The 18501-nt window shown below is 35.7% G+C and carries 20 protein-coding genes; 11 read left to right on the top strand and 9 right to left on the bottom strand.

The features are described from left to right. The first annotated feature begins 300 nt into the window (after positions 1 to 300). Positions 301 to 1971 carry an energy-dependent translational throttle protein EttA gene (gene ettA, locus MYP_RS00415; RefSeq protein WP_045456984.1) on the top strand — a complete coding sequence of 557 codons (1671 nt, stop codon included), beginning with the start codon at positions 301 to 303 and terminating at the stop codon, positions 1969 to 1971. A gap of 38 nt (positions 1972 to 2009) precedes the next feature. Here ettA and MYP_RS00410 read toward each other — a convergent pair whose 3' ends face one another. Beyond that, positions 2010 to 2945, bottom strand: coding sequence for a zinc dependent phospholipase C family protein (locus tag MYP_RS00410; RefSeq protein ID WP_045456981.1), 936 nt, complete (start codon positions 2943 to 2945; stop codon positions 2010 to 2012). A 118-nt stretch (positions 2946 to 3063) separates the two neighbouring features. Between MYP_RS00410 and rpsT the strand changes: the two genes are divergently transcribed. The 8 genes from rpsT to MYP_RS00370 all read left to right on the top strand — a co-directional run bounded on the left by rpsT (position 3064) and on the right by MYP_RS00370 (position 10070). Next, positions 3064 to 3318: a 30S ribosomal protein S20 gene (gene rpsT, locus MYP_RS00405; RefSeq protein ID WP_028981865.1), complete on the top strand. Its 255-nt coding sequence runs from the start codon at positions 3064 to 3066 to the stop codon at positions 3316 to 3318. A 247-nt stretch (positions 3319 to 3565) separates the two neighbouring features. Further along, positions 3566 to 4261 carry a RadC family protein gene (radC, locus tag MYP_RS00400; protein ID WP_045456979.1) on the top strand — a complete coding sequence of 232 codons (696 nt, stop codon included), beginning with the start codon at positions 3566 to 3568 and terminating at the stop codon, positions 4259 to 4261. After that, complete coding sequence (locus MYP_RS00395) at positions 4245 to 4889, top strand: DUF1684 domain-containing protein (protein WP_052429838.1); 645 nt, start codon at positions 4245 to 4247, stop codon at positions 4887 to 4889. Before radC ends, MYP_RS00395 begins: the two co-directional genes overlap by 17 nt. A gap of 50 nt (positions 4890 to 4939) precedes the next feature. Next, on the top strand, positions 4940 to 7345 hold the full coding sequence (gene pheT / locus MYP_RS00390) for a phenylalanine--tRNA ligase subunit beta (RefSeq protein WP_045456975.1): 2406 nt from the start codon (positions 4940 to 4942) through the stop codon (positions 7343 to 7345). 3 nt (positions 7346 to 7348) lie between these two features. Next, the gene (locus tag MYP_RS00385; protein ID WP_045456972.1) at positions 7349 to 7648 is read left to right on the top strand and encodes a hypothetical protein; all 300 of its coding nucleotides are present in this window, start codon (positions 7349 to 7351) and stop codon (positions 7646 to 7648) included. A gap of 21 nt (positions 7649 to 7669) precedes the next feature. Further along, positions 7670 to 7957, top strand: a complete 288-nt coding sequence (locus tag MYP_RS00380) for a cell division protein ZapA (RefSeq protein WP_045456969.1) — start codon at positions 7670 to 7672, stop codon at positions 7955 to 7957. A 100-nt stretch (positions 7958 to 8057) separates the two neighbouring features. Beyond that, positions 8058 to 9623, top strand: coding sequence for a ribonuclease Y (rny, locus tag MYP_RS00375; protein WP_045456966.1), 1566 nt, complete (start codon positions 8058 to 8060; stop codon positions 9621 to 9623). A 117-nt stretch (positions 9624 to 9740) separates the two neighbouring features. After that, positions 9741 to 10070, top strand: coding sequence for a hypothetical protein (locus tag MYP_RS00370; RefSeq protein WP_045456960.1), 330 nt, complete (start codon positions 9741 to 9743; stop codon positions 10068 to 10070). 68 nt (positions 10071 to 10138) lie between these two features. Here the strand turns inward: MYP_RS00370 and MYP_RS00365 are convergent, their stop codons facing one another. The 3 genes from MYP_RS00365 to MYP_RS00355 all read right to left on the bottom strand — a co-directional run bounded on the left by MYP_RS00365 (position 10139) and on the right by MYP_RS00355 (position 12575). Further along, positions 10139 to 11077, bottom strand: coding sequence for a hypothetical protein (locus MYP_RS00365; protein ID WP_045456957.1), 939 nt, complete (start codon positions 11075 to 11077; stop codon positions 10139 to 10141). A gap of 20 nt (positions 11078 to 11097) precedes the next feature. Then, complete coding sequence (locus tag MYP_RS00360) at positions 11098 to 11601, bottom strand: hypothetical protein (RefSeq protein ID WP_045456955.1); 504 nt, start codon at positions 11599 to 11601, stop codon at positions 11098 to 11100. A 119-nt stretch (positions 11602 to 11720) separates the two neighbouring features. Beyond that, positions 11721 to 12575: a substrate-binding domain-containing protein gene (locus tag MYP_RS00355; protein WP_045456952.1), complete on the bottom strand. Its 855-nt coding sequence runs from the start codon at positions 12573 to 12575 to the stop codon at positions 11721 to 11723. 267 nt (positions 12576 to 12842) lie between these two features. Between MYP_RS00355 and MYP_RS00350 the strand changes: the two genes are divergently transcribed. After that, positions 12843 to 13367 (top strand): hypothetical protein, encoded by a 525-nt coding sequence (locus tag MYP_RS00350; RefSeq protein ID WP_156140213.1) that lies wholly within the window; start codon positions 12843 to 12845, stop codon positions 13365 to 13367. Here MYP_RS00350 and MYP_RS00345 read toward each other — a convergent pair. Then, positions 13359 to 13844 carry a cupin domain-containing protein gene (locus MYP_RS00345; RefSeq protein ID WP_045456949.1) on the bottom strand — a complete coding sequence of 162 codons (486 nt, stop codon included), beginning with the start codon at positions 13842 to 13844 and terminating at the stop codon, positions 13359 to 13361. The two genes, MYP_RS00350 and MYP_RS00345, sit on opposite strands and share 9 nt — an antisense overlap. 90 nt (positions 13845 to 13934) lie before the next feature. On the opposite strand from MYP_RS00345, the gene MYP_RS00340 reads away from it, so the two are divergent. Beyond that, positions 13935 to 14504, top strand: a complete 570-nt coding sequence (locus MYP_RS00340; RefSeq protein ID WP_045456946.1) for a chalcone isomerase family protein — start codon at positions 13935 to 13937, stop codon at positions 14502 to 14504. Between the two features lie 38 nt (positions 14505 to 14542). On the opposite strand, the gene sucD is transcribed toward MYP_RS00340, so the two are convergent. From sucD to MYP_RS00320, 4 genes are all read right to left on the bottom strand, one after another. Further along, positions 14543 to 15430, bottom strand: coding sequence for a succinate--CoA ligase subunit alpha (gene sucD, locus MYP_RS00335; RefSeq protein ID WP_045456943.1), 888 nt, complete (start codon positions 15428 to 15430; stop codon positions 14543 to 14545). Positions 15431 to 15550: 120 nt separating this feature from the next. Continuing rightward, positions 15551 to 16465: a DUF6089 family protein gene (locus tag MYP_RS00330; protein WP_197059975.1), complete on the bottom strand. Its 915-nt coding sequence runs from the start codon at positions 16463 to 16465 to the stop codon at positions 15551 to 15553. 150 nt (positions 16466 to 16615) lie between these two features. Next, a complete protein-coding gene (locus tag MYP_RS00325) occupies positions 16616 to 17113 on the bottom strand; it encodes a YciE/YciF ferroxidase family protein (protein WP_045456937.1) in 498 nt (165 codons plus the stop codon). 104 nt (positions 17114 to 17217) lie between these two features. Continuing rightward, positions 17218 to 18468: a replication-associated recombination protein A gene (locus tag MYP_RS00320; RefSeq protein WP_231569982.1), complete on the bottom strand. Its 1251-nt coding sequence runs from the start codon at positions 18466 to 18468 to the stop codon at positions 17218 to 17220. Positions 18469 to 18501: the final 33 nt, after the last annotated feature.

Below are 18501 nucleotides of genomic sequence, written 5' to 3'. Positions count from 1 at the left end.
AGTCTATTCCTAATTTTGTTTTCGCAAAAATAAAATTTATTTTATTATAATAAACAAATTTTCTATAAGATTATGAGGTAATTATATTTCTTTCGTCCTACGTGTGACTTTTGAAAAAGTTGTCTTATAAAAAATTTGCCGTCTAACCCATTCTTGTTAATTCGCAGATTTATAAATTAATTGTCTATTCATTTTATTCTTTAAACCTTATATATCATAGATTGTTTCTCCTTGCACAATATCCGTTTTCAATAAAATTTTCTGATATTTGTTTTTCACAACAAGTTTAAACTGAGTTTAATGAGCGAAACCATTATTTTTTCAATGGCAGGAGTGAGCAAAATCATTCCGCCAAAGAGACAGATTATTAAAGATATATATCTTTCTTTTTTTTATGGAGCAAAGATAGGCGTGCTCGGACTTAACGGTTCTGGGAAATCAACACTCCTTAAAATTATAGCAGGTATTGATAAAGACTTTCAGGGGGATCTCGCTTTTTCTCCTGGATATTCTGTAGGATTTCTAGAACAAGAGCCTAAGCTTGACCCTGAAAAAACAGTAAAAGAAATTGTCGAAGAAGGTGTGCAAGAAGTTGTGGATCTGTTAAAAGAATTTGAAGAAATCAATCTTAAATTCGGAGAACCTTTAAGCGATGATGAAATGACTAAGCTTATTGAGAAGCAAGGGGGGGTGCAAGAAAAGCTGGATCAATTTAATGCTTGGGATTTGGATAGCAAACTTGAAAGGGCTATGGACGCTTTGAGATGTCCTCCTGGAGAAGCTAAAATAGGTAATTTGTCAGGTGGAGAAAAAAGAAGAGTGGCACTTTGCAGACTCCTTCTTAAGGAGCCTGATATATTGCTGCTTGATGAGCCGACTAACCACCTTGATGCAGAATCTGTTCAATGGCTTGAGCAGCACTTACAACAATATAAAGGTACTGTTATTGCTGTAACCCACGACAGATATTTCCTTGACAATGTTGCAGGTTGGATACTTGAACTAGACCGTGGTGAAGGTATTCCATGGAAAGGTAATTATACTTCATGGCTGGAGCAAAAGAAAAGTCGCTTAGCTCAGGAAGAAAAGTCCGAATCTAAAAGACAGAAAACTTTGGAGCGCGAGCTTGAATGGGTTCGTATGGCTCCGAAAGCAAGGCAGGCAAAATCTAAAGCCCGTATCAGTTCATATGAAAAATTATTGGGAGAAGAAGCAAAACAGAAAGAAGATAAACTGGAGCTTTTCATCCCACCAGGACAGAGACTTGGTAGTAAGGTTATAGAAGTGAATAATGTTTCTAAAGCATTTGGAGATAAAATTCTTTTCGAAAATCTGTCTTTCTCACTTCCTCAAGGTGGTATCGTTGGAATTATCGGACCTAACGGGGCTGGTAAAACAACTCTGTTTAAGCTTATCACCGGTGCTGAAACACCTGACGCAGGAACATTTGATGTAGGTGAAACTGTTGATATCGGTTATCTTGATCAGGAACACACAAACATTGACCCTAACAAATCTGTGTTTGAAACCATCACAGGAGGAACTGAATTTATTAACCTTGGTGGCAAACAAATCAATGGAAGGGCTTATGTTAGCAAATTTAATTTTACAGGGTCGGATCAGGAGAAAAAAGCTGGCATACTTTCAGGTGGTGAGAGAAACAGGCTTCATCTCGCTTTAACACTCAAAACAGGAGCAAACCTTCTTTTACTCGATGAGCCTACCAACGATTTAGACGTTAATGCGATCAGGGCTCTTGAAGAAGCACTTGAAAACTTCGGAGGCTGCGCCGTTATTATTTCTCACGATAGATGGTTCCTTGACAGAATTGCAACCCACATTCTGGCATTTGAAGGTGATTCACATGTACAGTGGTTTGAAGGCAACTACTCAGATTACGAAGAGAATAAGAAAAAAAGACTTGGAGATACTGCTCCGAAAAGGATTAAGTATAAAAAGCTTGTTAAGTAATTTCCAAAAAGGCCGCGCACTGCGGCCTTTTTGCTGAATTAATGATTACAATCAGAAGATACATCAGCTATCTCTTCCTTATCTTTTCTAATTGGTAATTCAGGTATATTTTGTTCATTTTTCAGATCCGGCATCCCTGCATTTTTCCAACAAGTATACCAAACAGATGCTACCATTAATATTGAATTCCTCATTTGCCGTTCCACCATCCCATTAAGGAGATTGTCATAATAGGATGAATATCTTCTTGAATAAACTTTAACAGTTGCTGCCCCTCGTTCTTCAAATGCATACTTCTGATCTTCCGGAATTTCAAGACTTGCCTGCTTTTCATAAAAAAGAACTGAATCCACCGCCGAATGAGCTTTCCAGACATTATTCCAAATCTCAGCTCTTAAATCATTTATATATAATGCCCGCCCTACAAAAAAGTCATACTTTTCAGAAAACAGTTCAGGAATTCTGCTTTCCCAAAGGCCATGAATACCATGCTGATTGGTCTTTTGTCCATTGTAATTGCTTGTTGTATGAAGTGGTACATTTGAATCTGCTATATAATGACCTAGTTCTGCAGAAACTTTAAGAATTTTTTCAATGTCCTTTTCCTGAAAAGCATTTTTAAGCTGAAATGTCATTTTGTAAATCTGCCAGGGCACAATGCCATGCTTTAAAAGAGTATCTTCAGTAAAAACTTCTTTTGCCTGCTCCCATCCTTCAGGAATATCTTTAGTGTAACTTTCATAAATATCTATATCAATATAATGCCTGCAGGCTTCCTCCTTTACAATATATCTCCTTTTATCCGGCAAAACAGCCTGATTTTGCAGGTAAGCAAGATGTGGTTTATAAAAGGCCATTAATTCCGATGGCAAAGCAAATATTGCCAGACGATTAATTTCTTTATGAGCATAAAAGCCCCAGGCATTCAAATAGTTTGGAATCAGAAATCCGGTAATAATTAGTAAAAATCTCATAGCTGTATATTGGTGCAGTAAAATAAAGGAAATATTTACAAAGTTTTTGTTTTTTTCAAAATAGTCGTATATTTGCAATCCTATTTAGGAAAAGTCTAATATAAGAATTAATAATAAGATGGCTAATCATAAATCCGCTTTAAAAAGAATAAGAGCTAACGAGGCTAGAGCTTTAAGAAACAAATATCAGGCTAAAACAACTCGTACTTTTATCAAAAGATTAAAAAACACTACAGATAAAACTGAAGCTCAGGAACTTTTAAAAGAAGTATCTGGAATGATCGATAAACTTGCAAAGAAAAACATTATTCATAAAAATAATGCAGCTCACAAAAAGTCAGCTCTTGCAAAACATGTTGCTGCTTTAGCTTAATAACAAGTATCAAAGAATAAATTTGTTATAAAAAACCTTGTACTGAATAATGTACAAGGTTTTTATTTTTATAGTACTCACATTCATCTCTTTAATGCTCAAGCCCTTATAAACATTTCCTTTATATTTTTTTTCCAATACTCCATCACATTAAAAAATCAGCTGATATAATCCTAAAAAAGTTTATCTCCTATTGAGTCAGACTTTTTTATTTTTATATTTATCCCAATATTTTTTTTCAATAGCTATGGAAGATGTTAAATACTTAAAAATTTTAAGCTGGGCTGAAGAAGACAGACCCAGGGAAAAACTTATTCTGAAAGGGAAAGAATCTCTTTCAGATGCCGAATTAATGGCAATATTATTAGGGTCGGGAACGGTATCTTTAAGTGCTGTCGATGTCGCAAAGCTCATTTTGAAGGAATGTAACAACAATCTGAACGATCTTGCAAAACTGAGTGTCAAAGACTTACAAAAATTCAAGGGAATTGGCGAAGCTAAAGCCATTACAATCATAAGCGCCCTCGAGCTTGGCAGAAGGCGTAAAGAAGCTTTACAGAATAAGAGGGAAAAAATTACCTGCGCCTCTGATGCATTTGATATAATGAAACCTAATCTGCTGGATCTTCAGCACGAGGAGTTTTGGATTATTTTGCTCAACAGATCCAATGCTGTTATTAAAAAAGTCTTTATAAGTTCAGGTGGCATTGCCGGAACTGTGGCAGATCCTAAATTGATATACAAACATGCACTTGAACATCTTGCTAGTGCAATAATCCTCGTCCACAATCATCCAAGTGGCAACCTGAAACCTAGCGAGGCAGATATTTCGTTAACCCGTAAATTAAAACAAGCAGGATCCTTTCTGGAAATACCTGTACTGGACCACCTGATCTTTACTGATCATGGATATTATAGTTTTGCAGATGAAGACAAACTTTGATACAATAAAAACCAAGCACATCCTTTGGACTGGTATGGGTGTTGCTTTCGTATTGGTAATCCTCTCTTTTGTGTTTAGCAATATCAAAACAAGCTACAAACAAAACGTGGAAGATTACAGAAGACAGAGAAATGACTTTTTCAGACATTCTCCACTGTCTCCCATAGAAGATAAGGAAGCATTCACCACACTAAATTACTTCATACCAAATCCTAAATATAAAGTGGAGGCAGAACTCTACCCCCTTTCTGATTCTTCAGAAATCACAATCACAAGGAATGATGGCAGAAAAGACACTTATAAAAAATTTGCGACTGCTTCATTTACATTAGAAAAAAAGCCTTTACAACTGACCCTTCTCATTTCAAAAGATTCATCCAACAATGAACTAAATGCTTTTATTCCTTTTTCTGATAAAACCAACGGAGGCGAAACTTATAGCGGAGGCAGATACCTCGATTTAAAAATAACTGATAAAAAACATGCTGTAATTGACTTTAACTTTGCTTATAACCCATTTTGTGTGTATAGTTATAAATACAGCTGTCCTTTACCTCCACCAGAAAATCATCTGGATATAGAAATTCCTGCGGGAGAAAAAATATGGGAAAAGCCTCAGGAGAAATAAGCGTTTTAAGTAATTTTACAAATTACACATATCAAGGTTAAAATTTACAAATGAAAATTTCATATAATTGGCTACAGCAGTATATCCAACTTTCAGAACCTGCTGAAGAAATAGGTGCTCTGCTTACAAAATCAGGTCTGGAGGTTGAAGGAATTGAGAAATTTGAAAGCATTCAGGGAGGCTTAAGCGGCATTGTAATAGGGAAAGTTTTAACCTCTGAAAAACACCCTGGTGCCGATAAACTTAAAAAAACGACTGTTGATATTGGCAATGGAACCATTCTTCCTATTGTTTGCGGAGCTGCTAATGTTGCCGAAGGACAAAAGGTAGTTGTTGCAACTGTTGGTGCCACCTTATATCCTACAGATGGCGAACCTTTTAAAATCAGCAAAGCGAAAATAAGAGGAGAAGTTTCTGAAGGAATGATTTGTGCGGAAGATGAAATCGGTTTAGGCAAATCTCACGATGGTATTATGGTACTTCAAACCGAATTACCTGTAGGGACTTCAGCTGCCGAATATTTTAAAGTAGAAAATGATTATACTTTTGAAATAGGCCTTACTCCTAACCGTGCTGATGCTGCCTCTCACCTTGGTGTGGCCAGAGATTTGAGAGCGCTTTTGAAAAGAGAAATTTGCAAAGGAGAGGAAAAATCTCTACCAGCTCCAAAGGAAAAACTTAATTTTAATGTTTCAGTAGAAAATTCAGAAGCATGCCCTAGATATTCTGGCTTAGTCATTAAAGGTATTTCAGTAAAAGAATCTCCTGAATGGCTTAAAAACAGATTGAAATCTATCGGCCTCTCCCCTATTAACAATATTGTAGACGTCACCAATTTTATTCTGCACGACCTTGGCCAACCACTCCATGCATTTGACCTTGCCAATGTTGGAAATACAGTTAAAGTAAAAACAGTGGCAGAGGGGACTGAATTTGTTACTTTAGATGGAAATAAAAGAAGATTGACTGCCAAAGATCTTATAATTTGCAATGCTGAAAAACCTATGTGTATTGCAGGTGTTTTTGGTGGACTGGATTCAGGTGTAAAAGCTGATACGACTGCCATCTTTCTTGAAAGTGCTTATTTTTCTCCCGACTTTGTTCGAAAAACTGCTCAGCATCATGGAATCAAAACAGATTCCTCTTTTAGATTTGAAAGGGGCACAGATCCGAATATTACCGTTAATGCTCTTAAAAAAGCTGCAAATCTGATCCTTGAAATTGCTGGAGGAGAAATTGCTTCAGACCTTATTGATATTTACCCTACTCCTATTCAAAACTTTGAAATAGAAACTTCATTTTCCTATATCCATAAACTGATTGGTAAAAAGATTCCTTCTGAAACCATTATAGATATTCTTTCCAATCTTGGGATCAGTATATTAGAAGCAAAAGATGATAATCTTAAAGTTTCAGTCCCGCCTTTTAAAGTTGATGTCCAGAGAGAGGCAGATATTGTTGAGGAAGTTTTAAGGATTTACGGATACGATAATATTGAAATCAATACTAAAATCAGAACAGAATACATCGCTGACTTCCCTAAAAAAGATAAAGCAAAACTTCACAACAAACTTGGAAATTTGCTTGCGGGAGCGGGATTTTCAGAAATTGTGACAAATTCTCTTACAAAAGAAAGCTATCAGAAACTAATTGAAAATAGTGAAAATCCTGTATTGATTTTAAATAAACTTAGTGAAGATTTGGGGGTAATGCGCCAAACATTGCTCTTCTCAGGCCTTGAAGTCATTGCTTACAATGTAAATCGAAGACAAAAAGACCTGAAATTCTATGAGTTTGGGAAAACATATTTCAAAACTGAGAAAGGTTATACCGAAAAAGATCGTCTTGCATTATTTATTACAGGAAATCAACATGATGAATCCTGGATAACAAAAGATACACCGTCTGATTTCTTTACACTGAAAAACTTCATTCAGAGAATTATTGAAAAACTTAATATTAAAGGTTTAGCAATTAAGACAATTTCGAATAATTATTTCTCCGAAGGCCTTGACTACCAAATAAAAGGTAAAACTTTAGTTCAGTTCGGAAAAATAGCTGATAAAATTTTAAAGGCTACAGATTTAAAACAAGCTGTTTACTTTGCAGACTTTAATGCAGCCTTACTTTTAGACCTTTTATCAGAAAACACTGTATATCAGGAAATTTCAAAATTCCCTGAAGTAAGAAGAGATCTATCATTAGTGATTGACAAAGGAGTTACTTTTGAACAGATTAAACAATTGGCTCAGAGCAAGGAAAGAAAGCTATTACAGGAAGTTAATGTCTTTGATGTATATGAAGGCTCAAATTTGGGAGACAACAAAAAATCTTACTCTGTAAGTTTCTATCTTCAGGACAATGAGAAAACTTTAACAGATAAAGTTATTGATCAAACCATGCAAAAACTCATGGATTCCTTTGAAAAAGATCTTGGAGCTATTATCAGAAAGTAATTAATGAAGGATAAGCGTGAGTTATTAGTAAAACTTGATTTTTTTGAGGCTAAAATCAAAAGCATACTGAATGAATTGCATTCGGCCAAGGCTGAATTGATTAAGATTAAAGAAGAAAATCAAGACTTAAAAGCGGTAATCGAACGCCAAAATCAAGAGATAAAAAACTTTCAAAATCAAGAGAAAATTAGTAAAATTGTATCGTCAATAGCAGAGGATGCTCATAATCCTTCAGAATTAAAGCTGAAAATTAACGAGTATATTAGAGAAATTGATAAGTGTATAGCACATTTAAGTGAATAATTTAAGATCATAATTCCCTGAATGGGAGAACTTTCTATAAAAATCAGAATCGCAGAAAGGGAATACCCCATGCGTGTAGATGCTGCTGAAGAAGAGCGACTTAGGATCGCTGGCAGATTGATTAATGAAAGAATAAAAATGTATAGGGATCAGTTTGGAATAGATGACAAGCAGGATCTTCTGGCAATGGTCGCGTTTGACTGCTTTGCTGAAGGACTGCGGACAGATGCTGAAAACCAAAAGTATATAAATGAATTAGAGTCCAAAATAACCCATTTGGATCACCTGATTTCAAATTCCGGTATCTGATTTAGAATCCCTGTTTCTGATCTATTGTTTTTGCTTAAAAGTTAGAAAACTTTTTCATTTCCCCTTCTGCCTTTTTTAATTAACCCCTAAAACCAAAAAAATGGTAGATGTTCTATTTTATATCATAACTGCAATTGTATTCCTGGGAATCGGGTTTGCAATTGGCAGATACCTTCTTATGAAGGTTTTCAAAAAACACGAGGAAGAAGCGCTGGCCAAGTCTCAATTAATCATTAAGGAAGCTGAAATTCAAGGAGAAAGCATTAAGAAAGAAAAAATTCTACAGGCTAAGGAAAACTATTTGAAAATCAAAGCGGAATTTGAAGAGGAAGCTAACAAGAAAAAAAACATCATTATTCAAAATGAGAACAAGCTGAAACAAAGAGAAGGTAATCTTTCAAAGTTGCTGGAAACCAATTCAAGAAAGGAAGCAGAGTTGGAAAGCATGAAAGAAAACCTTGCAGCTCAGATGGAGATCATCAACAAAAGAAAGGATGAGCTTGAAAAAATGAAAGCTTCTCAAGTGACAAAATTGGAAAAAATTGCCAATCTTACTGCTGAAGAAGCAAAACAAAGTCTGGTAGAAGCTTTGAAAGATGAGGCTCGTTCCAAAGCATCTTCCTACATTAAAGACATTGTTGACGAGGCTAAGCTTACTGCTACAAAAGAAGCCAAAAAAGTAGTCATTGAAACAATTCAAAGAACTGCGACAGAAAATGCAATTGAAAACTGTGTTTCCATTTTCAATATTGAAAGTGATGATATCAAAGGTAAAATCATTGGTCGTGAAGGTAGAAACATCAGAGCTCTAGAAGCAGCAACTGGAGTGGAAATTATTGTAGATGATACCCCAGAGGCCATTATTATCAGCGGTTTTGATCCTGTAAGAAGAGAAGTCGCAAGACTTTCATTGCACAGACTTGTTCAGGATGGAAGAATTCACCCTGCCAGAATTGAGGAAGTTGTTGCCAAAACTTTCAAAAATATAGAGGAAGAGATTATTGAAATTGGAGAGCGCACAGTTATTGATCTTGGTATTCATGGTTTACACCCTGAATTAATCAAGATGGTAGGAAGAATGCGTTTCAGGTCTTCATACGGACAAAACCTGCTCCAGCATTCCAGAGAAGTTGCTAAACTTGCTGCTACTATGGCTGCAGAACTTGGACTTAACGCCAAACTTGCAAAAAGAGCAGGACTTCTTCATGATATCGGTAAAGTTTCTCCTGAAGAGCCTGAATTACCCCATGCGATTCTAGGAATGGAACTCGCTAAAAAATACAAAGAAAGTCCTGAAGTGTGCAATGCTATTGGAGCGCACCATGATGAAATAGAAATGACCTCACTTCTTTCTCCTATTATTCAGGTATGTGATGCGGTTAGCGGATCAAGGCCAGGAGCAAGAAGAGAAGTTATGGAGTCTTACATTAAGAGACTTAAAGAACTGGAAGAACTTGCATTGTCTTTTGATGGAGTTACAAAATGTTATGCTATACAAGCAGGTAGAGAGCTAAGAATAATGGTTGATGCTGAAAATGTCTCTGACGAAAAAGCAGGAACATTATCTTTCGATATATCTAAAAAGATTGAAACAGATATGCAGTACCCTGGTCAGATCAAAGTAACGGTTATCAGAGAAATGAGAGCTGTCAGCTACGCGAAATAATAAAATCATTCATTTATAGCAAAGGCTGACCGGTTAATGGTCAGCCTTTTTCATTAGCATCAGCAATACTTTTAACTTTTTTAATTCCCTGCCTGTTTTCCTATAAAGGAATTGGAAATGAGAACTATACTTTCTTCAACCACAACAATGGATATTGCCTCTTCAGAAACAAGAATGGCAGGAACTTTTTTCGGATTTTTCGCAAGAATTTCCCTTGATGCACAACCGGGAGATAATGAAGTCATCATTCATAGTCTGCCATTTGGGACAAAATGTATAACAGTTTGGATGATGGAGTGGTCAATTCCTAATAATCCTCATGTAGGGGATGCAGTATTCTACACGAATAGTGTTCAACTCTTTGACAATGGCACCAAATGCAGAGTAAAATATCGTCTGGACTTTCCAACTGCCCTTCCAGCAGCAGCTTCTATCATTTGCGGATAAAGTGATACATTATAAAAAAAGCTGCCCTTTTTAGGGACAGCTTTTTATAACAATAAAACTTTTTCTTCTTAAAAATAGAAATGTAGATTCAGATTGGCATTCAGATTATCCAAGCCTAACCCGAAGTTATTAATTCCAGTTGAATTATTGGGAGTTGGTTTCGCTTCATATACAACAGCATTTCCTGTAGCATTATTCATCGCCTGCAGCTTTACAGAATCACTTTTTTTGTTTGCAATTCCTATTGTGTAACCAAATTCAGCACCAATAGAAAGCTTTGGAGCGAAGAAATATTCTATTCCGGCAAAACCTCTGACTCCAGCAAATAATGTAGTGCCGTGATTATATTCAGTCCATCTTGAGATAGTAGAATCTGCTCCTGGAATTCTATTGTAAGCATTTTCATAAGAAACCGGTGTGGGAAAATTTACCCCCATTCCATTTCCATAATCAGCTTTTTCCTTTACTTTGTTAAAACCTAAAAGAACCTCTGCTCCATACACTCCCTGGACTCTGCTGCTTCCTCTTCTTTTTTCAAGTCCTAAAGCCAGTAATACAGAGTTATTTCTTATTGTTACTTTATCTTCAGCAAACTGAGGAGAAAGATTATTTCCTGCTCCATCATTATTTGCTGCAACAATATATTTATTAGTTGCTTTGGTAAAGTTAAACTGAAATCTGGCTCTCACAGCAGTATGATCATCAAGAAGATATTTACCGGTAAAAGCATTAGCAATTCTTCCTCCTAAAACTGTATTACTGAATCCATTCGGATATTGAACTGACGGAGCAGGAGACTGATTATCTCCATGGAAGAAATTACCCAAGTAAAATAAAACTGGATCAGCTGAAAATCCAATAGCATACTCTCCTTTTTTAGGTAAAATCAAAACGCCTCTTTTAGATCTTAATTCAACATTTTCCTGGCCTCCCCCTGTTTCCTGCGCTGTCGTGAGCTTGCATGCTGAAATAGTCAACAATGCAACTAGGATTATTTTTTTCATCATTTTCACTTAAAAAAATCAGATTAAAAATCAGCCTTTACATAAGAATCATAAAACTCGGAATCCTGATAAACTATGGATCCAGCATAAACAAGTTTAGATACCACAAATGATCCAGGGTATTTATAAATCATTGCTCTTTCGTCTCCATTATAGTTTTGCTTTGCTTCAAAGTCCTGAGGGTAAATTGTTACTTTTACAGGTCTTCCATTTGCGTCGACATTGAAAGTATACTTTCCATTAACATCCGTTATTGTATTGTAGACGATATTAGGATAATTTTTATTGGGATCCGGATTCGCTAATAAATCTCCTGAATTAATAATAGCTTGAACTTTAACATTTGCCGCTGGTTCATAATCAGCAGTGTTAGTATTTAATTGTGCCTTCAGATATCCAATAATAGTAGCCCTTCCATTTGAAACAACAGGTCCATTATTATCATCCTTTTTACATCCCATCATCGTCATTCCTAGAAGTAAAGCCAAAGCCCCATCAATAAACAACTTCCTAAAATTTTGTTTCATGAATTAAAAATCAGTTTTGTTTGTTAAAAATTTGAATTATTTAAACTTAAAAGTTACCGGCAAAATTAATAAAATCAGATCATTCATTAATAAAAATACAACCTGTTTTAGCTGTAAAGTCAATATTTATAAACTAATTGACTGAATTGTTTTTTATGAGGAATTATATGAAGTCTATACAACCATTCCTGAATATGATCAAGAATTTTTTCGTCAATACCATTTTCAGTATTCCACTTTGTACTTTCAAACCACGCCTTTGAATCTTCTCTCTTCAATGAATATCGCTCAGAGACTAAATCAGGAGCTTCAGGATTTTGCATGAAAGCTTCTACAGATTTATTAACAATTTTAAAAAACGTAACCAATATGGAACCGTGTTTTTCAAGAAAGTTTTCTGATGCGGCAAATACAAAGCAGGGCCACGGAGTGAGTCGTTCCCCAAGTCTCCTGAATTCACCTGAATCAACTAAAGGTTTAGTCATATATTTTTCCCATAAAAAAATATCTGCTTTTTCTTCAGATAAAAAAGTTCTTGCCCCCTCGAGATTGCCAACAGCAACCATTTGACTTTCGGATAACTGCCAACCTCTTTGAGCTGCATCTACATAAGACATAAGATGAGAACCTGAGCCTTGCTTGCTTATCGCATACCTTTTGCCTTCCAACTGATCCACATCGACGTAGGGTGAATTTGCGAAAACATGAATTCCCCAGATTAATGGGCTCTCTACGTATACTTTCAGAATCTTAAGAGGACTTCCTTTCACAATATCCGCTGTGATTCCTTCAGTAAGTAATATTGCACAATCAATCTGATCTTCTTTCAGAGCTGAACACATTGCTCCGGTTCCTCCAGGAAAATCTGTCCATAAAAGATCAATGCCAGCTTCTTCAAATTTTCCACTTTGCTTAGCTAAATGTATAGGTAAATTAAAATGCTCGGGTACTCCGCCTAATCTGATGGTTATCATCTTTCAAGATAAGTTTGGACCCAAAGGTATTACCGGAAAATCACTATTGAAAGGTCAGGACAGAAAATCTGCTGATTTGTTTTAAAAACGAATAGCTGGACACAGTTCGATTTTTAGATAATGAATCTTGCGGTGAGGAACTTTTAAGTTTAGAGAAATAGCTAATTCCGACAAAGAGGGAAAAAACCAAAAGTAGTTTCAGCAGTTTCATTTTATAGAAATAAAGACCAATTAATATTTATGTCAATTATCCAACAGATGCCAAAAATGAAAAATTCCTTAATTTGGGCTTTTTTCTTTGTAGCACTTTTCTCATGTAAAAAACCACAGAAGAACACTTTTTCTGAGCATGGGGTTTCTTTTACCATTCCTGAGGGCTGGGTAATTACACAATCTGAAAATATTAATGACACATTAGGATTTTTCCTTACTTGTGAAAAGAAAGGGATGAATGAGAGTGGAATGTTTACTCTTAGCTGGATTAATCAGGAGGTGAGCAAAGAGGAATTTTTACTGCTTTTAAAGAAACAATTGTCCCAAAATTCTTTTTATAAAAACACAGGAATTCTGTTTAATGAAATTCAACCCATCAAAAACCTTGGCCATTTTCAGGTTTCAAGTACTGGATTTGTAACCCAATTATCAGGACTAAAGCATTCCGGAAAAATTGTTTGTTTTAATTGTAAAGGCAGAACGCTAGGCCTTATTTTTCAAACTGCTCAGGAAGATGAGGAGAAAAATAATACCGGTTTTGAAGAAATTCAGAAAAGCTTTGTTTGCAACTTACCTTGAAAGTTCCCTAATGATTGTAGTCTGCTCAGGAAAAAGTTTCAATAAATCTTCTCTTTTGGCAATCTCAAAATCATCAAACGAAAATCCTGGAGCTACCATACAACTAACAAGAGTATATCCTTCTCCAACTACTTTTGCACCAAACCAGGTATTTTGGGGTATAAGCAATTGAAAATGCTCTCCATTTTGTGCGCCTAGCTTATGAACCTCCAGCCCTTTCCCGGATAACATATAAATTTCTATAGAATTACCCTGGTGGTAATACCAAATTTCATCTGATTTGATTTTGTGGAAGGCCGAAAACTCTTTGTCTGTAAGTAAAAAATAAATGCTTGTGGCATAATTTCTGTTCCCTGAATAATCTCCTGGTAAGACCGATTCTGGAATTTCTGATTCACTTCTGTAAATTTCTCTAAAATATCCTCCTTCCGGATGTTTTTCCAGTTCAAGTTGGTTTATCAGTTCCTCTGCTTTCATAATTCAAATTAAATCAGAATTTTCCTTAAAAATCAAAGGAATAAACAAAATATCACTACTGCAATTATTTACTAAAACTGACTTAATAATATGAAAAAACTTCAGATCCTTTTTTTCATTGGCATTTTAATACTGACTTCCTTTAAAAGCCATGCTCAGACAAAAATTAAAGGAGTGGATGTTCCAGGTACCATTGAGACAGAAAAGGGCAAACTTCTGTTAAACGGAGCCGGAATTAGAACCAAATATATATTTGACCTTTATGTTGGTGCTCTCTATCTAAAGGAAAAAACTAAGGATCCCAAAGCTGTTATCAACCAAGATTCCCCTCAAGCTATCAGAATGTATATTATTTCGGATAAGATCACGAATAAAAAAATGGAAGAAACCATTAAAGAGGGTTTTGAAAAAGCTACAAAGGGTAATACTGCACCTTATAAATCTAAAATTGACCAGTTAATGGTGGCATTTAAGGAGGAAATCCACAATAAAGACGTAATTGATATCATCTATTTGCCTGGTTCTGGGGTAAAACTTTATAAAAACGGGAAATTAAAAACGCAGGTTGAAGGTCTGGATTTTAAAAAATTATTATTCACAATCTGGCTTGGAGATGAACCGGCAGATGAGGATCTTAAAAACAGGATGTTGGGAAAATAAAAAGAGAGGCTGTTTTAATAAAACAGCCTCTTTATGTTTTAAGCAGTTGCTTTGCTTTTTTGAAGCGCCTTAAGCATAGTCTCTCCAATATCAGCAGGAGATTCAACTACAAACAAGCCGCAATCTTTCATGATTTTCATTTTTGCAGCAGCAGTATCATCTGCACCACCAACGATAGCACCGGCATGTCCCATTCTTCTTCCTGCAGGAGCAGTTTGACCAGCAATGAAACCAACCACTGGTTTAGTACCATTTTCTTTGATCCATTTAGCCGCCTCAGACTCCATGCTTCCACCAATTTCACCGATCATGATGATGCCTTCTGTATGAGGATCGTCCATCAATAGCTTAACAGCTTCTTTGGTAGTAGTACCGATTACTGGATCTCCACCGATACCAATACAAGTTGATTGTCCCAAACCAACTTTAGATAGTTGATCCACAGCTTCATAAGTCAATGTCCCAGAACGAGATACTATACCTATTTTACCTGGCTTATGAATAAATGCAGGCATTATACCAACCTTAGCTTCTCCAGGAGTCATTACTCCAGGACAGTTAGGTCCAATAAGCGTTAAATTTTTTCCTTTGATATATTCTTTTGCTTTAATCATATCTTTTACAGGAATTCCTTCTGTAATACATATGATTACTTTTATACCTGCATCAGCAGCTTCCATAATAGCATCAGCAGCGAAAGCCGGAGGTACAAAAATTATAGAAACATTAGCACCTGTTTCTTTAACGGCGTCTTCAACGGTATTGAAGACTGGTTTATCAAGATGTTTAGTGCCGCCTTTACCAGGAGTTACTCCTCCAACAACGTTTGTTCCGTATTCGATCATTTGACCGGCATGGAATGTTCCTTCAGAGCCTGTAAAACCCTGCACTATCACTTTGGACTGTTTATTGACTAGTACGCTCATGAATCTTTAGTTAGATTATACCCCACAAAAATAAAAGTTTTTGGTTCTTATAAAAAAATCCTAAGCATAAAATACTTAAATCTTTAAAAAATGAAATTTCCTATATTCTTTTTAGGCTAACTATCTGAATTTTGGGCAATATATCTTACCAGGAATAATATAAATTAGCCTCAGAGAAACCAAGACATAACTATCAGGCCCTATTTTACTGCCCCTTTTGCTTCCTGGGGCTTTGGAAGTTGAATAAGAATATCCGGAGCCTGAATAAAAAAATTGCTCTTCCAGTGTATTATTAATAAAATCAATATCTCTTTTGGCTCCGTTGTATGATCCGAATAGAGATGCTGAGCGGTTCGACATTTGTCTGGACTGATCACTTTTTAACTGATCAGGATTAATATAGTTTCGACTTACATCATCCAGGTAATCAGTAGAAGTATAACGATATGTAAATTCCAGTTCAAGATCCCATTGAATTGCAAGCTTATATCGGAAGCCAAAACCAGCAGGAACAGAGAATTGGATATTTGAATATGACTTTCCTTCAGTTTGAAGTTTTCTTAGACTTACCCAATGATCCCTGTCATTTTTTGCCTTTGGATTATGATAGAAAACACCACCTCCCAGTAAAACATAAGCATTGTAAATTGGACGTTTTCTGTAGTGATCCGTATTTGGCAGCAAATCATATCTTAAAGTAAATGACAATTCTTTTATATCATTTCTAAAATGAAGATTTCTAAGATAATCAGCAGATTCAAGTTTTTTATCTGAAGCTAAAAAATCATCTCCTAAAAGCCTAAACCATAGGAAGTCGAATTCATAAGAAAGTCTTGGATAAATTCTTTTGTTAAAGCCAAAGGATAAACCTGGTCTAATGGTACTCAAAGTAGATTTAATATCTCCGTTAGCATAACTCCCAGCTCCTCCTATGACAATCGAATGATATTTACATCTGTAATTATAAGGTTGTGCTCTCACTGATTGGATAGCAATAAAGAACAACGACAAAAAAATGTATAAAAAGTTTCTCACGAATTTAACTGAAACTAGACGTTTTTAACGCTCATTACCTTAATATAGAAATTCGCATTTAAGTAAACAGAATTTATTGCAAAAAATAAAAAATAATCTTAAAAAGGTTGAAATCATATCCTTATAAATTCAACCTTTTCATTCTATTGATTAATAATGCAATAATGCTTTTTGATTAATCATACCTTTTGCAAGATTGGTCAACTCTGCATCATCTTCTTGTTTTTCATCCTTTATTTCATGAAAGACATTTCCAATATTGCCATAATCCAGGATATGGGCAAATGTTGCAACAGTGCCATAACTTGCAATTTCGTAATGTCTTGCCTTTTGAAGGCCAACAATCAGAGCAGCATCCATCACATTGTCATCTTCAATATCCTTAAAGTATTCTTTTATCTCGCTTAATAAGCCTCCCATCACAGGACAAGTTTGTCCCAATGGATCAACGTCTATTTCTTTTGCAATCATCTCCAGTCTTTCCTTGTCCTTTAACGTGGTTTTCAAACTTTTTTCAAAAGCCTTTTTTAAGTCTGGATTAGAACTGCAATCTATAATCTCCGGCAAAGCTTCTGCCAATTGGGTTTCTGCACTATATAGATCTCGAAAGAGGTCTATATAGAGATCGTCAAAACTTCTTACCTTCATAATCTTGAATATTTTACTCTTAATAAATTAACAAATATTGAAGATTCTTTAGTGCAGACAGATAATTCTTTTAACCTTTAATGCTAAAAATTAGCAGGAATGGTTTAATAACCATACTTGGTTTTCCACAGTTTTTTCAGCCTGGTGCGGAGTTCATTTTCTCTGGCATTGTTTCCAGGCTCAAATAATTTTCGTCCCTTAATTTTATCTGGTAAAAACTCCTGCTCTACAAAGTTATTATCATAATCATGTGCGTATTTATACTCTTTCCCATAACCTTGTTCTTTCATCAATTTGGTTGGGGCATTCCTCAAATGAATGGGCACTGGCAAATCTCCTGTTTGTCTTACCAATTCATGAGCTCCTTTGATGGCAGCATAAGAGGCATTGCTCTTGGGTGAAGATGCAAGATAAGTAACACATTGAGAAAGGATAATATCAGACTCGGGGTATCCAATAACCTGAACAGCCTGAAAGCAGGTAGTAGCCATCACAAGAGCAGTAGGGTTAGCATTTCCTATATCTTCTGAAGCAAGTATAACCAATCTTCTCGCTATGAATTTTACATCCTCTCCCCCTTCTATCATTCTTGCGAGCCAGTAAACAGCGGCGTTTGGATCACTCCCTCTTATTGACTTTATAAAGGCGGAAATAATATCATAATGCATCTCACCTTGTTTGTCGTATAAAGCAACTTTCCTCTGCGCTATCTTTAAGACGACTTCATCCGTAATTTCGACCGGTTCTTTATCACTTAAATTATCAACCACCAGTTCAAACAAATTTAACAACTTCCTGCCATCACCGCCGGAAAGATTGAGCATTGCAGCATATTCCTTTATTTCAATTTTTTTTTGTTTCAAAAGGAAATCCTTCTCCATGGCCTGAGATAACATGCCTTTCAACTCTTCCTCTTCTAAGGTTTTAAGAGTATAAACCTGTGACCTTGACAATAGAGCACTATTAACCTCAAATGAAGGGTTTTCTGTTGTAGCACCGATCAGTGTTATTATCCCTTTCTCAACTGCATTTAACAGGGCATCTTGCTGGGATTTATTGAACCTGTGAATCTCGTCAATAAAGAGGACTGTCTTACGGGTACCTTTGGCTTTTTCGATTACTTCTCTTACATCCTTTACGCCTGCACTAATAGCACTAAGTGTAACAAAAGGAGTCTTTAACTGAGCTGCAATAATATTAGCAAGTGTAGTCTTACCCACCCCAGGAGGTCCCCAAAAAATCATAGATGGAATAGATCCTGTCTCTATAATTTTTCTTAATACAGCACCTTTCCCTACAAGATGTTTCTGACCTATAAAATCATCAAGGCTAGTAGGTCTTAGCCTTTCAGCCAATGGTTGTCCGGAAGTATATTTATTTTCTATGAT

The sequence above is a fragment of the Sporocytophaga myxococcoides genome (genome assembly GCF_000775915.1).
GTDB lineage: Bacteria > Bacteroidota > Bacteroidia > Cytophagales > Cytophagaceae > Sporocytophaga > Sporocytophaga myxococcoides_A.
This window is presented reverse-complemented; position numbering and strand designations above follow the sequence as displayed.